This is a genomic window from Rheinheimera texasensis (assembly GCF_964031785.1).
GTDB lineage: Bacteria > Pseudomonadota > Gammaproteobacteria > Enterobacterales > Alteromonadaceae > Pararheinheimera > Pararheinheimera texasensis_A.
On sequence record NZ_CAXIRE010000021.1, the window covers coordinates 58,105 to 72,961 of the forward strand.

Below are 14,857 nucleotides of genomic sequence, written 5' to 3' on the forward strand. Positions count from 1 at the left end.
TGGCTTAGCTTTTGGGCCCACACGCATTTTCCCCCACCAAAACTGAAAAACACTGAAAAAAAGCGCGATCTTTTCAGATCCACGATCCATGCAAGCCTTTAGAAATGGCGCGGTCTGCGCCCATGAAATGCACGTTCAGAAAACTGAAAAAAAATTAACATTTAAAGCCCGAAGGAGGGTGTGGAAGAGTCCGGATTTCGTGGCGGGGTTTTTGCGTTGGCTTATTTTCCGCGTAGCGGCTCCCCTGTTGCTCTATGCTTGGTTATTTGTGCGTATTCGTTGCCGTGATGCGGTTTAATTCGCGTGGCGTGGTGGCTTTTGTGGTGCGTTTGGTGTGGTACTTCTGGGTGAACGTTCACTGGCTGGCCGTCGCGGCCAGCACAGCTTTTTGCGGTCAGTTATGCAGCGTCGATCACCGCGTGTAGGTCTATTTCGTGAATGATCATGATTGGGTGGCCGTTCTTCTTCAGCTTGATGGCTGCATCAATTTTGCTGCCGTAACTGCCGAACTTCCATTTCGGTTGGCCTTTGTTGCCGATCACCAGGTAATTGAGTCTGGTGGTGATGTCTTCAGTCACTTTGCCGCCAAGGCCGGTGATGACTTTCTTAAACTCCGAACGGCTGTACCTGGTGGACGCGCCCGTAAAACAGAACACGCCATTTAAATCGATGTGCGGATTTTTTTCGCACAGGCTGTTGTCGTTCACTGTTGGGTTGGTGATGGTTTTATCATCCAGCATTGAAACAAATTCACCGAACAGGCTCAGCAGTTCCTTTTGTTCCTGCAGGTCTATCAGCTCGTCTTTGAGCACTTTTGTTATTTTGGTGCTGACTTCATCGTATGGGTAAGAGTTCTCGAGGTGGCTATGTTCTGCCAACCATCCGGATAGACCGGAAAGCTCTCCCATTGAAACCGTCGCATCCGCCGCGATACCGGCCAGCAGTGTATGCAGCCTTTGAATATCTGCAGTAATGGTGCTGAAGTATTCGTGTGCAGCCAACGAATTACACGTCACTTTAATTAACCGAAGCTCTTGTTGTGTGAGTACCCCATCCGAAATAACTTCTGCTACCAGTGGTAGCAATTTGTCGTAAGGCGGGTTTGACTCGTTGATGCGGTGTTCATGCATCCAGTTTTCTAAAAACTGGATCTCTTCGTCGTTGATAGCACCGTCTATCGTGATGCCTTCAATAATACCTAACAGTGAGTTCAGCGATTTTTCAAAATCAGCCCTTCTCTCATAGGTTGAATTGTTTTGCGGCAAGCTCATGCGATTGTCCTTATCGGTAGTTATTTTTAGATTCCGTTATCAATAGCGGAACATAACTACACTGCAGCAGAGCTCGCCCGGTGGCAATACTGGTTATTTTTACACCCTAAAGCCTTGCTTAGTTGTAAGAAGCACCACTAAAATTGTGAGCGCGAATTCAAAAGTGTAGTGGTTGTGTTTCCTCCATAACACACGGTCAAAATGCTAACGTTGACCCTTCCCGAAAGCCCTATGCCAATAGGGCTTTTTTATAACTCGAAACATTGTTGCACCGATTCGAACTAAAAACTGATTGTCTATGGTGCCAGGTTGTGTAGACGAACATGACTGCACTCGATACAGCCACTTATAGTCGTGGCTTGGTGGCACCGAACGTTATGGCGCCGTTCAGTGGGTAGAACGTCAGGCCTTCCAAGTTTTTGGCTACGCATTGATGGGTATAACTACTTGAAAGCGTCGCGGTGTCGTCTTCTGTCAGCTGAATTTCGATCAGTCCTTCGCTGAACTCGATACCCTCGCCCAATGCTTTTGTGACAAGTACTTGGCCGGTGCGGCCATACAATTCATACTTTGCATCGCTGATGCCTGATACCGGCTCGTTGTCGATGGTATGTTCAATTTGCAGCAGCGCGCTGGCGCCCTGCTTAAAGTTTAATTCCTGCATATAACCCCCGCCGCTTTGTGTTTTCAGCTCGATTTTGTGCCGCGATACTGTGTGGTAAATCTTTTTGGTGATGGACCGTGATTCGATGCGCCGGATATACACGGCCTTTTGCAAAATGGTATTGACCCGGCTTGTGCTCACCGTTGCGGTACATTTTGCTGATCCGCGCCCGCTGCTGTGCCGGTTCTGCCCGTTGCTGGTTGTGGAAATTGCGGTAGCGCTTGCGGCCTGTTTTGTACTTCCAGATGTGCTTCGGTGCTGGATATTGCCAAGGTCAACGGTATTGACCCAGCCGGTGCCGGCGATGAAGCCCGCGACCGATCTCAGCTGGCCGGCGCTTTGGCAATGCTGGCTGTTACTGGCCGCCGTGTCTGCCGTGCCAGTGCCTGCCTGTGCGCTGGTGCCTCTGCTCTGGTGATGCTGGTTGTTCAGTGCTGAAGTGGTGGCCTTTGCCGTTGCAGATTGCGCGGCGCTGCCCGATGTTCCCCGGTGCTGAACATCGCCAAGGTCAACGGTATTAACCCAGCTGGTATCTGCAATAAAGCCCGCAACTGACAGCAGCTGGCCGGCGCTTTGCCGGTGCTGGTTGTTCAGGGGTGTGCTGCTTACCTGTGCTGTATATATCTGCGCGGCGTTTCCTGCGGTGGCTTTGTTCTGACTGTTACTGGCCGTTGTGTCAGTTGTGCCTGCGAATTCCTGCGCTGTGGTGCCTGTTACCTGGTGGTGCTGGTTGTTTAGCGGTTCGGTTGTGGCTATCGCAATTGTAGTTTGTGCAGTACTGCCAGCTGTTACCCGCTGCTGGCCATTTCTGGCCGTGGTGTCTGCTACCTTGCCTGCCGATTGTGTTGCTGTGCCTGTTGTTGCCCGGTGCTGGCTATTTCTGGCCGAGTTGTCTGCTACGCTGGTTGCCGCCTGCGTAGCCGTGCCGCTGGTGCTTTGGTGTTGTGTGACTCCGCCATAGTAAATCCACCAACTATCAGCAGCGCCGGTTGCGCTGGTGATGGTGATATTTCTGGTTGCACTGTCATCTGCCCAGTTCCCACCAGTACCGCTGGCTCCTGTTTCGTCCCACTGAGCTTGGTATGTCGCATTGCCGCCGTAAGTGCGAACGCCATACAGCTCAAATGTCTGTGGTGATGGCGACGATGTACCGACCCGTCCTATTTGATTCCATGCAATGTTTGTAGTTAGTGAGTTCGCTGCGGCGACATATGGGCCGGCGATCCTTACGCCATTTTTTGTCAGATATAGCGACGTCGTAGACTCTTCGTATTCCGCACCATATTTTGCACGTTCGTTCATCGGGGCGGCGCCAGCTGCGCTGGCTAAATAGACAGTTCCACTGTACCGCCACTGCAAAATGCCAGTCGCAACCTCAATTCGCAGCGCCGTTGTGTTATTGCTGCTGATCCCCGCGATATTAAAAAAACCAGCCGCATTTCCGCCTATCGGCTTAATGTCGAATTCAATACCGCTGACATCAGTATTCGCACCCGCATTAATGGAACAGGCGGGCATCGTGAGAAATACAGAACTGCCCTGGCCAACAGTAGATATTGCAAATGGCATTATCTTGTACTCACTGAAGCATTTAACTGGTAGTCACACTTCCAGCGCAGCTTTCGCGGGTATAGGTTGTGCGGCAATGCTGCGGTGTATTCTCTGGCTGCTAACAATCCATGCAACGCTGTTGCGTGATACCACTCAGATTGACCTTCATCATATTGGTCTTGCATCTGGATCACGATAGAAGTGTGCTCAGGTAATCCCACAGACAACCGAACCACGAATGTGGGCGCATCTGTTGCGGCTAACTCGTGCCACTGGCCATCCAAAGTGGCTGACCGCGCGGCAATGACTTCCGCCAATGTCACCCCGCTGTAAGGCCGCTTTTTGTTTGCCATGTCATACATCACAGCGCGAAACTGCTGCAGCTTCACTGCCAAGTCCGGCAAATTGGCAATCATACTGTCAAGCATGGCCAGATTGCCGTCACCCGCGGCGGTGCCTCCGATGAAGTTAAACGGATGGTCGCCACCAATCGACAAAATCACCGACGCCATTTTGTGGCGGAACTGATGGTCATGTGTGGCCGCAATGTCTTGAATAAAGCCAGTCAAATCCAGCTTTGCAAACAGCTGATTGACTGTCGTTGCCGGGATCAGGTTTTCCGCTCCAACTGTCACAGCTCTCAGCGCTGACAAGGCCTGTTCGTCAGTTAAAGCCGCATACTCGGGTTTTGATAACTCTTCAGTCAGCGTTCTCATGTGGCACCCCTTATGGGTTGTCGCGGATCAGTTTCGTGGTGTCGGCGTGCACCGTAAAACTGCGCTCAGTTGCGGCGCCTGTGAAGTTAAACGGCTCGTCTGGCACGATGTATCCCAGATAGGTGGTGTTTTCCCACAACCCGATAAATTGGGCGTTCTGGTTGTTGGTCAGGTGCAAACTAAACACGACATCTGCGTTTAGTTCTGACACTGCCGCGGTAACAGCTGCGACCGGCGCATCAAACACGCAGTTTTGGCGGGCGTATGGTGCATCGGTCAGTTCAGAACCTGCGGCCGGGTTAGTTCCGGTGCCTGGGTTGGTGGCATGCAGCGACATTTTGTTTGCTGCGTTGATGGCTTTGCTGTTGCCTGCGAAATTAAACATGGTGAACCTCTTTGTATTTTCTCTGACGTTTATGTAGCGACTATCGGATCAAGCGTGTTGTGCAGGTTGTCTGCATCGGTTTTACGGCTGGTCATGTTTGCGGCGATATCTGGCGCTTGTGACAGGGTTGAACCGACTAAATGTTTGTGTTTTGCGCAGTGGTCTGCGAGCTGTGCCACGCATTGCATGAGCTGATCCAACAGGTTGTAGATATTCACGCTGTCGGTGCCGGCCCAGTGCGTTGCTGCTTCGAAGCGCTGCAGTTCTGTAGCAACTGAGTGGCGTAACTTGCCAATGGTTTCCGTTAACTCGCCCGCCGTTGCCAGACGGGTGTTGCCCAGTGATCCAAGCGTTAAATCATCACCGGCCAACACATCAACAGCGCCCAGCGCTTCAATCACTTTCTTACCGGCAACTTCTTCAATGGAGTGCTGGCCCACTTTGGCATGCACAGTTCCGGCGCTGATTTCATACAGATCGGCTGCAGTGATTTTGTGATATGCGCAGTGCTCCTGGCGCTGGTCTGTTGCGCTTATTTGGTTGCCTGCGTTATCGGTGCGCTGATAAACCTCTGCACGTTGCTGCTGCAGCTGTTCGCCTGGCTCAATCGCCGGCAAAGGAAAACCGGTACCCAATACTGTCCGGATAAATGGTTGGTCGGCGCGGCCATAGGCAAAGCCAATTTCAACAAGTGCCCCTTCTAACGGGTACTGCAGCAAGCCCTGCTCTGCGCCTGCAAACATCACCGGCAATGGGATGGCTTTATAAACCGGTACCGCTGTGTCTGGCTGGCCGTTTTCGTCCAGCAACTGCACGTCGACGGCATAACGGGGCCGGTAAGGGTTATTAATATCCCCTGCAGCAGCAAAGTCAGAAATGGCTACAACGCGGGCGAAGCGCGGCAGATGGTAACCGCCGGCCAGTTCCGGAAAAGCGGTTTTTACCTGGCGTTCCAGCTGGTTGTTGTCGGCCGAATTGGTCATCCATGTAATGGTCATGGTGTCGCCTGAAAGCTCCACCTGATTGATCCGGTTGTTGTTCACCATCGCGCCCGGGCGCATGGCTGGCATGGCCAGTAACTTCCAGTTGTTGTTGTTTTGTTCCTGGCTGAGCTGACGCGGTATTTCTACCGGCTTTGATGCCCAGCGGCATTGCTGGTATCCGCCGACATAAATCTGGCCATCTTGCTGCTGATACCACACGCCATCTGGCACCGCAAAGGCACGAAACAGGTTATTCAGCAGCTGATAACCCGTGCCTTGTGATGTGAAATTGGCAATTGGTGTGTCGGTATATACCGCACCTTCTGGAATGATAAAACTCAGTCCGCTGTCTTCGGCCAGCTGTTTTACCACTTGGCGCATGGTGGCGTGGCGAATCGATACCGGGAAACGCTCGGCCAGTATGCCGGCCAGTTCCCGCACCATAATTTTATTCGTGCCGTTTCCCGCAGGCGTCACTTTGCAGATGTAGCCAGTAAAGTAGCGCACCAACTGATTGTCATAGCCGATATCGAGGCTCACCAGTTGGCCTTTGCTGGCATCGCCTTTGACCGTCAGAATGCCACGGCCGCCGGCCGACAGTTCCAGCACAATGTGGTGCGAAACGAATTCTGTTTGTGTACTGCCGATGGTCAGGCGCTTGGTTAGCTTCATGCCGTGGCCTCTTCTTTCGGCGCGCCAATGGCTGTGTCGATGTTCTTGAGGAATTTTTCAATCGACGAAATTTCTACCTGTGGCGGCGCCTCTTGGCTCATGGCGGCTGTTGGGATCACGCTGGCTGTTTGTTCGCTGGTCTGCGCTGTGCTGGCCGCAGCCTTTGGCTGGCGCTGTTCTGTCACTTCCGGCACGCTCAAATATTCGCGCAGCTGAAAACTCACCTGCCATGCCATCAGCGTTTGATGTTCTGGCGCTGATACGGTGCCGTGAAACTTCACCTGCCGGATTTTTGCCGTGCGGCCAATGGCAGCCCCCAGACGGCGCACTACTCTGTTGCCTTTGTCATCTTTGGCACTGGCCAGTTCAAACAACCTAGCCAACTGTGCACTGTCAGTAAATGGAATAAGCCCGCTGATGCGCAGTTCCTTGGCTTTGTCGCCCTGTTCGCTGCTGCCAGTGGCCGATGTCTGGCCGGACATATCCTGATCTGCAAGCTGCATGGACAGTTCCATTTTGCAGCTTTTGAGGTTTATCAGTTCACCGTCTAATGCGATTTGGCTCATTGCAGTAGCTCCTGAAAAAACGTCAACGGCTGTGTGCTACTGATCACCATGGCCACGCTCACCGGTTGTTTTACCGGTGCGGCCGTGTTTTGTAATTCTGTGGCAAGCGCCGCTGCGCTGCCGTTATAGGCAAAACGCCAGATACTGCCGGCAACGCCCTGCAGTGCAGTTAAATCTGTCTGCAGTGCACCAATTAATGCGCTGCGTTTGTTGGCCAGCGCGGTCAGTTTGGTCAGTGGCGTTGCGGCATCAGCACTCAGGCTTTCCAGCTGAGCGATTTGCGCACCCAGCAAAGTGCTGGCGCTTCTCAGTGGCTGCAAATTCAAGTCGCTTATTTGTGTCCAGCGTGGCGTCAGTGCCGGTGCATTTTGCTGCATTTTGTCGGCAGCTAAGCTGGCTTCTTTTTGCAGTTGGCGCTGATAGGCCAGCAACGTCGGCACGGCTAACAAATTACAAATGGGTGTGAGCTGGCTTAGTAACTGTGCCGGTGATGCGGCACTTAGCAGCAACACTAAAGCATGGGTTTGATTACCTGGTGTGTGCCGGTCTGCGTTATCACGCAGTTTTGCGGCCAAGGCATTAATCGCCTGCTGGGTTGATAAAAAGCCATCGTTACCTAAGCCATAAACGGCCGGTGTTACCGTCAGTGTTTTGGCCTCCACCATCAGATCGTTTAGTTGGCTGCGAAGGTTCAGCAGCGCTTCTGCCTCGCTGCTTAAGTCGTGCCGGCTGATCGTTATTTTTGCTTCAGTGGCAGCGACTCTGCCAATGGCGTCCGACATTACACCGCCGACCTGGTTGAGTACCTCGGCGGTGCTGTCAGATATGGCCTGTGCGCTCGCTGGCCAGTTGGCGTTTGCGTTCAGCCATGCCATTAAGCAACGTACCTTTGTAGGTCGTTAAAGAGCCCGTTCGGGTGGTTCGACTTTGGCATTTGCAGTATTTCCGCCACCGCCTCGCTGCAGTATTTCTTTTTCTGGCTCTGCTTTAAAAACGGCACCCGGTAGCGCATCGCACCGGTGTAGTCGTATTTCGCGCTGCTGTGCTGATAGAACCACTGCCATGCATCGCTGACCGTTACGCCCTTGTTCACGGTGATGACTAACCAGTCAGCAGTGCTGATGTTAATCAGTTTTACCCGCACACCGCCGTCCATCATGCTGGCTGATACGCATAGCGCCCAGCCGTTCGGGTATTGCTCCAGCACCACTTCAACGTGCGAAAACGGCCCGCCTGTCAGGTCGGCAATGATGCGGTTGGCCAATCGCTTGCGGCCACGATAAAACGCTACCTTCATGGTTAACCCCTTACGCTAAAAAGGTGATGTCTTCGTGCTGCAACTTCCAGTTGGCGCCGATGCGCTGTATGGCTTCGTTGTTGCGCTCGATAATAATTTTCCAGTCGCCTGACCACGGAATAGTCCCCGTCGCTGTCAATACACCGTCTTGCAGCGTGACGTTCAAATAGATTTCGTCTTGAGTTGGCTTTCCATTGGCGTGGCGAATAAGTGGCATTTTCAGCGTGATAGGCAAGTTCATCTGCGTTTGCACATTGCCGGCATCATCGGCAATTTCGCCCTGCATCTGGATCGTGTCACCCGGCTGGCAATAGTGATTTCCAGCGAAGAACTGCACTGGCTGCCCGTTGGCGGTGATCTGCTGATTTTTAATTTTGTACATGGTGCGGTTGTCCAGCGGCGCATAGACTGGATCGCCTACAAAAAATGCTTCCATGGTTACTTCACCCTTAAATACTTGTTTGCGTTGATTGTCACAGAGCCAAGGCTATACGGCAGGCCGACTGCATTGCCTAAATGGCTAGCGCTGTTGTAAGTAATGTTGCTATTAACGCGCATCCCATATGTTTTGTTCCCTACCACAGTCCAGCCGCCGACGCTTTGTATTGAATTCGCCGTAGTGATCCAATTAAGACCATCTTTTGAGTACATCTGTGGGTTTTGACTGCCGCCGCGCGGATCGCCCAGCCACACACTAAGTTCAGAGTTCCAGCGACCTGCTACCCCTGCAGTTTCGCCAAGCGTCCACGTGGTTATGTTGTTTGCAATAGCGGCCACGGTCACGTTTCTGATGGTGTTTTTGAACGCCGTCTGCCACTTGCTGTTACCGAATGCCACATGGCCGGTAGCTGTGTGGTTCGCCGGGCAGTTCTGCGACGTCCAGCTGGTGCCGTTCGCGCTTCTGTAATAGACAGACATGCCGGACAGCATGGCCATAATATTGTTACTTTCATCTACAGCCAGCTTGCCAGCATCGGTGACCGCATTAGCTGCCCACGCCTGGCGCTGTGTCCAATTTAGGCCGTCGGTGCTGCTGAAGATGCCAGCACTGGTCAATGCCACCCAGATAGACGGTAGGCGGATAACATCAATGACATGGCCTGCCAAACCGTTGATCGCCTCAGGCGTCCATGCTGTCCCATTGGTTGTTTTGAACCTGTTAGCGTGATTTGCTACATAGCAGCACAGTGCACTGCCTACACTGTCCCAGACCAATGTTGGTGCTGATGTTGCTTGCACGGTCAGTGTGGCTGTGGCGTTGTCTGCCCAGTTCGTATAATCCGTCGAGCTGCCGATTTGAAATTGACCGCCGCCAGAGGCGTATGACCGCGCAATAATCCATCGGCTGAACCGATATTCAATCTGCGATGTTTGTGCCGACGCGAATGTTGTGCCGTCAGCAGGAGGGTACAACCATGACATCTTAGTGGCCAATGGGTAGTTCTCCACCGCATTGGATACGTAACCAGTGCGAAAATAAGTGGCGCCATCCCGCTCTACAACTGGTTCAAACTCATAAAGATCAATGAATGAATTGACTGGCACAACACCGCCACCATTTAACAGGCTCAAATCCATAATTAAAATCCCCCTGCATATCGCAGCTGGTTTGCTGCCACACACTCAAAAATTAATACTCCAGATCTTCCAGCTGGAAGCCAGTGGTTTAGCTCGCTCACCCCGTTTGGCAACACGATATTGACGGTTCCCACGATGTCGATGCGCCCTGCTTTTGCCAGCTTGTGAACTTCTATCACGTCGCCAGCTATCAGGTTTGCGGCGTCTAGCGTCACCGTTTTTGATTGGCCTTGATCAAACACGATGGTTTCACGCTGGGCGGCGCCGGCGGCTGTGTAGTTGTTTGGGTTGTGCACCAGTTTGTGCGTGACGCGCTCTTTTAACTCGGTCAACTCTTCAGAAATCGCTGCAATTTCAGCACTAAAATCGTACATCCAGCTTTCTGCCGATACGACAATCGGCACTCCGTTCGCAATGCCAAGGTGTTCGATCACCATGTTTCTCACGATCACGTTGCCAACCGATGCGCCGGCAGTTTTTACTTTTTGCGTCAGCGGTACATAGGCAAACATCACCAGTTGGTCGCCGTTGACCGGATGTGTATAAACCAGCCCAATCCAGTTAAAACTAAAATTGCCTATTTCCGTGGTCAGCATCTTTGCGTAAGTGACGCGGTTGTCATCGATGATGCCCTGGCCCGTTGGTGCGCTTTGATGCACAACGTGCGCTGGTGCTGGCATTGGTTCGTTGGCTGGCTCTGGGGCGGTATGTACCAGCCCCGGAATGTTAGCGAATACAAATTTGGTAATCTCCAGCTCTGGTCCTACGCCTACAGCTGCAGCAACCATGGTTTCGCCTATGGTGGTTAAACGCGCCATTAACTGGCCCTCGCGGTTAGTGTCTGAAAATCTGCATTGACTTCGCTCACCGCCAAAATGACGGACGTCGCTTTGTTTGAGACGTACTCATAACGGCGACAAGTGCGGCCATAGTCCTGAATGATGGTGGCCATCAGTGCGGCACTCGATACTGAGGTGTCATCTATTTCAATCGAAACCACATCCCAGTCTTTGTCTGGCTGACGCTCAGCGATGCTTATTACCGGCACCCCCAAGCGGTTAAAAATATTGATAAACCCCTGGGTGCTTCCGGCGTCTTTGGCGTTAACAAAGGCAAAGGCCACACGCTTGCGATACAGCCACAATGGTTCATCGCGAAAACGGGTTATTCGCCGCTCCCACGCCAGTAAATGCAGCATGTCAACTGAACAGGTCAACGGGTCGCTTTGGGTGAGTGGCCACAACAGCCAGCCATGCACACGCTGCCAAAAACTTTGCATGCCAGTGGTCAGCATGGCCGGTTCCTGTGGCTCTGGGCTCTCAGTTAAAGTTTTACCGTCCATCCAAAACGGCAGGTTCAGTGCTGGCAGCTGCGGGCTTTCTTCGCTGTGGTTAATGCTCACGGCGCCACCCCGCTATTGGTGATGGTTAAGCTGTTAATCCGTGGTAGCACCAGGGCATTTTCAATGTCTTCAGTGGTAAACCGAATGCTTTTTAAACCCGGCAATGCACTGTGCAATTCCTGAATTAACTGTGAAAACGCGAACACGCTTTGTGGCAAGGTGCGCGTGATATCCGGATATAAATCTGACTCCCGAAAAGCCGCCCTTACCCGCGCTTCGATACCAGCTTCCAGTGCGTCGATTTCCTCCACGCTCAGGTTTTCGCGGTGCCAGAACTCCAGCTCTATATCAGCCGGCGCGGCCGGTATGGCAATCGCCAACAGATCATCACCATGGCCGTGATAGCCTTGGTTGGTGATGTAGTCGTTGATGCTGTCTATCAGGCTTGATGGTGTTTCACCGACCGGCATCATCACAAAGCAGTTTGCTGTGCCTGGCCCGCGCGGTGCGTTGTGTTCGAAAAAAAGCAAATCACTTTGAATGCCGGCAAAACTGGCAATGGCCGCACGGTAAACGGCGTCGATATGGTAATTCCCCACACTGGCAAACTGGTCCCGAATGCGCAACGCTAATGCTTCGTCTTGTTCGAGGTCTGCGCCAGATCGCGTAATCCAGTTGGCGTCGTTGGTGACTGAGTCAATGCCTGGCACAACGCTTTGCATGACATTAAAAAAACCAGCTGGCAGGTTATAACCTGCACCGGCTTCCAACGCTTCACATAATACCGGCGCACTTAAAGTGCCTGTCGGGATCAGCGTATTGTTAAGCACCACAACTTTGTAGACGGCGCCCAGGGTGCTGTCGGTTTGGATGATGGTGCCCGCTTCAACCACAACCGGTGCATTGATATCCAGCTTGGTAAAACTGATATTGCCCTGAGTTTTTACTGCAGCTTTTCGCGTCAGACCTACGTCCCACGCTTTAAGCTCTAAATATTTTTTGGTCGCAGTGGCCGCAAACATGGCTGGCAGTACATGGTTTGCCAGCAGCGTTTTAATCAGCCACAGCACTGGAGTGACCACACAGGCAGAAAACAGCCGCCAAAATGGGCTCATGGCGCTATTGTTGGAAATAATTGAGTTGGCCGCGGTTACATCGGCTTCTAACAGCGCAATCACACCTTCCGTGCTGGTTGGCATGCCCTGTTCTGCTAGCAGTTTTTCAAAATCAACTGTTGGCCGCATTTAACTCTACCTCTGCTGTCATGTTGCCAAATTCGTAAGTTGTGGCGGTGATCAGGATTTGCTGCTCATTGCTGGCATCAATTTCAATGGTGCCAGGCACTAAACGTGTGTCTGTCTCTATCAACAGTTCCATGGCGGTATACACGTCATTGCGTAGCGCTGGGCTACGCTGGGCCAGTAGCTTTGTGACCAATCCGGATTCCAGCAGCATGTGCTTTACGTCCTGTGCAATGCTGGCGCGGGTGGTGATCAGTTCTGGCTGTGGCAGCGTATCCAGTGCCAACGCACCCTTGTTGATGAATAAATCGCTGTATTTTTGCAGTGTCATGCGGTGCGTAACTCCTGCTGATCGGCAAGCTCTGCCAGGCTGAAGCTTTTCGGCGGGTTCTGCACTATCACATCACCAAAGCTGATGGTTTTGCCGCTACTGACTGACTGGGTCGCCTTTCTAACCGCTTGTGCTGATGCCGCTGCCTGCTGGTTGTATTTCGGCGTGATGGTGCTGGTCAGCATGTCTGTTGCAACCGGCTTAATATCCAGTTGCTGTTGGAGTTTTTCCGGTGTGTAAGGCTTCGGCAAATTGCGTTGCACGTTCAGCTGCTGGCTTAACTGCTCCGGCACATAAGCTGCAGGTTTTACCAGTTGCAATTGTTGCTGCTGAGTGACGGCCTCTGGCTGGTATGGCTTCGGCAAATTGCGTTGCACATTCAGCTGCTGGCTTAACTGCTCCGGCACATAGGCTGCAGGTTTTACCAGTTGCAATTGTTGCTGCTGAGTGACGGCCTCTGGCTGGTATGGCTTTGGCAAATTGCGTTGCACGTTCAGCTGCTGATTTAACGGCTCCGGTACGCCCATTTTTGTTAGTGATCCGGCATGTTTAGGCAAAGCGCCGTTAAATGCGCCAGTATCGTTTGCCGCCTGGCGCAGCATCCATTGCGGCATGGCCTGCTGGTTTGGCATGTTTTCAGGCAGCTTGGTTGCGTTTTGCAGTTTCTGTGTATCCACTGGCCCGACAATTGGCTTTAGTTCGATGTCGACACCTGGCAAAGTGTTGAGCTTGCCGGCTATCCAGTTGTAAAAGCTGATAAACTGGTTTTGGATGCCTGTTATCATTTCCCCAAAAAAATCGCCAACCGCTTTTATCCAGCCCCATTCTGAAACAGTGGCTTTGAGTTCATCCCAGTAATAAATAATCGCCCCGACAGCGACTATCGCGAGAGCAATACCGGCGATTAGAAATCCGATTGGGTTTGCAGCCATCGCAAGGTTTACCGCTAACGTCCAAGCTCTCATCGTCTTCATAACGGCGGTATATTTAGTCCCGGCCCATGCGGCTGCATCCGCGGCCAACTTCCATGTTGTAAGTGCCATTTTTCCAGCACCTAACATCAGCGTAACCAAACCACCTGCTGCGACTGCCAGCAACAGGCCTATACCGAAGTAGCCCAGCCAGCGCGTGATGTTTGGAAACTTGCTTGTGAAGTCGATAACTGAACTGCTCATGCTGGCTAGTTTGCCAACGAATTGGTTAAACGCCGGCAGAATTGCAGCACCGAACGCGGCCCGGATCACAAACCAGCTTTGGGAAAGCCGCTCGCTTTGGTCTGTCATGGCAGCGGCCATTTTTTCGGCTTGTTCCATGCCGTTGACTTTACCGAGTTGGTTGATGGAACCAGCGAGGCCATTGACGTCATTGAGCAACAATTTCACCAAGGAAACAGCCTCTTGCGAACCAAAGGCCGTGGCTAGTTGATCACCTTCGGCAACGCTGATGGTGTCGCCGTATTTTCCTTTTATTTTGTTCAAGATGTCGATCATTGGCAGCATATTGCCGTTGGCGTCAGCAAACTGCAGATTCAGTGCTTTTTGCGCTTTGCCCACACCGGCTAAAAATGATTTGTACTTGGTGGCCGACTCGCTGCCCTCCATCGTGGCCTGCAGGGTGCCCATGATGGCCATTTGCTCTTCTAGCGGCGCAAGACCTGCCGATGCACCGAGGGCTGCAAAAGCATCCGACATTTTTTTACCGTCGGTTTTAAATGCCACGACAGCGCTGGCTGTCATGCCGGTGACGCGCTCTATCCAAGCGCCCTCACCCATGTTTTTAGCATCATTTTTAAAGATGCCGTACATGGTGCCCATGTAGCTGGTCACGGTGGCCGCATCGGCTTTGGTGGCTTTGGCCAGTACGTTTGAGGCCATTGTAAATCGGCTTAAATCAGCATCGTTTAGGCCGCCAATGGCAGATTGGATATCGTAGCTTGAGCGCACAAAATCGACTGCTGATGCACCATATTTCAGCGCGTAGTCATATGAATTTTGAGCCAGCATTTTCAGGGCACTGTCACGCACACCCAATGACTCTACTTCACCCAATGCCCGGTCCATTTCAATGGCCGGCATCAGGGCATTTTGCAGGGCATAACCACTTGCTACCACGCCACCGATGCCGCTCGCCATTTGCATGGTGCCCGCCTGGTAGTTGGCTGACAGGTCGTTTAACCGGTTGCTGATTTTGGCGATCGGCTTGGTTATCTGGTCAATCAGCCCGACAGTGAACATCAGTGGTGCAGGTAAACTCATGGGTG

The 14,857-nt window shown here is 52.3% G+C and carries 15 protein-coding genes; all 15 read right to left on the minus strand.

Going from position 1 to position 14,857, the window contains the following annotated elements:
- Positions 1-398: 398 nt before the first annotated feature.
- A complete protein-coding gene (locus tag ABNT34_RS11740) occupies positions 399-1,271 on the minus strand; it encodes a BRCT domain-containing protein (RefSeq protein ID WP_348731829.1) in 873 nt (290 codons plus the stop codon).
- A gap of 346 nt (positions 1,272-1,617) precedes the next feature.
- A complete protein-coding gene (locus ABNT34_RS11745; protein WP_348731830.1) occupies positions 1,618-3,504 on the minus strand; it encodes a hypothetical protein in 1,887 nt (628 codons plus the stop codon).
- Positions 3,504-4,202 carry a hypothetical protein gene (locus tag ABNT34_RS11750; RefSeq protein WP_348731831.1) on the minus strand — a complete coding sequence of 233 codons (699 nt, stop codon included), beginning with the start codon at positions 4,200-4,202 and terminating at the stop codon, positions 3,504-3,506. The genes ABNT34_RS11745 and ABNT34_RS11750 overlap by 1 nt, the downstream gene beginning before the upstream one ends.
- Positions 4,203-4,212: 10 nt before the next feature.
- Positions 4,213-4,587: a hypothetical protein gene (locus ABNT34_RS11755; protein WP_348731832.1), complete on the minus strand. Its 375-nt coding sequence runs from the start codon at positions 4,585-4,587 to the stop codon at positions 4,213-4,215.
- A 29-nt stretch (positions 4,588-4,616) separates the two neighbouring features.
- On the minus strand, positions 4,617-6,242 hold the full coding sequence (locus ABNT34_RS11760) for a hypothetical protein (RefSeq protein ID WP_348731834.1): 1,626 nt from the start codon (positions 6,240-6,242) through the stop codon (positions 4,617-4,619).
- Positions 6,239-6,808, minus strand: a complete 570-nt coding sequence (locus tag ABNT34_RS11765; RefSeq protein ID WP_348731836.1) for a hypothetical protein — start codon at positions 6,806-6,808, stop codon at positions 6,239-6,241. Before ABNT34_RS11765 ends, ABNT34_RS11760 begins: the two co-directional genes overlap by 4 nt.
- Complete coding sequence (locus tag ABNT34_RS11770; RefSeq protein ID WP_348731838.1) at positions 6,805-7,683, minus strand: hypothetical protein; 879 nt, start codon at positions 7,681-7,683, stop codon at positions 6,805-6,807. The genes ABNT34_RS11765 and ABNT34_RS11770 overlap by 4 nt, the downstream gene beginning before the upstream one ends.
- A complete protein-coding gene (locus ABNT34_RS11775; protein ID WP_348731840.1) occupies positions 7,683-8,105 on the minus strand; it encodes a hypothetical protein in 423 nt (140 codons plus the stop codon). The genes ABNT34_RS11770 and ABNT34_RS11775 overlap by 1 nt, the downstream gene beginning before the upstream one ends.
- 10 nt (positions 8,106-8,115) lie before the next feature.
- Positions 8,116-8,541, minus strand: coding sequence for a hypothetical protein (locus ABNT34_RS11780; RefSeq protein WP_348731842.1), 426 nt, complete (start codon positions 8,539-8,541; stop codon positions 8,116-8,118).
- Between the two features lie 2 nt (positions 8,542-8,543).
- Positions 8,544-9,683, minus strand: coding sequence for a hypothetical protein (locus ABNT34_RS11785; RefSeq protein ID WP_348731844.1), 1,140 nt, complete (start codon positions 9,681-9,683; stop codon positions 8,544-8,546).
- A 2-nt stretch (positions 9,684-9,685) separates the two neighbouring features.
- Positions 9,686-10,501: a phage tail protein gene (locus tag ABNT34_RS11790; protein ID WP_348731846.1), complete on the minus strand. Its 816-nt coding sequence runs from the start codon at positions 10,499-10,501 to the stop codon at positions 9,686-9,688.
- Positions 10,501-11,085, minus strand: coding sequence for a hypothetical protein (locus ABNT34_RS11795; RefSeq protein ID WP_348731848.1), 585 nt, complete (start codon positions 11,083-11,085; stop codon positions 10,501-10,503). The genes ABNT34_RS11790 and ABNT34_RS11795 overlap by 1 nt, the downstream gene beginning before the upstream one ends.
- Entirely contained in the window at positions 11,082-12,269 is a 1,188-nt protein-coding gene (locus tag ABNT34_RS11800) for a baseplate J/gp47 family protein (protein WP_348731850.1), read from the minus strand. The genes ABNT34_RS11795 and ABNT34_RS11800 overlap by 4 nt, the downstream gene beginning before the upstream one ends.
- Complete coding sequence (locus ABNT34_RS11805; protein WP_348731852.1) at positions 12,253-12,597, minus strand: DUF2590 family protein; 345 nt, start codon at positions 12,595-12,597, stop codon at positions 12,253-12,255. Before ABNT34_RS11805 ends, ABNT34_RS11800 begins: the two co-directional genes overlap by 17 nt.
- Positions 12,594-14,852, minus strand: a complete 2,259-nt coding sequence (locus tag ABNT34_RS11810; RefSeq protein ID WP_348731854.1) for a phage tail tape measure protein — start codon at positions 14,850-14,852, stop codon at positions 12,594-12,596. Before ABNT34_RS11810 ends, ABNT34_RS11805 begins: the two co-directional genes overlap by 4 nt.
- Positions 14,853-14,857 lie beyond the last annotated feature (5 nt).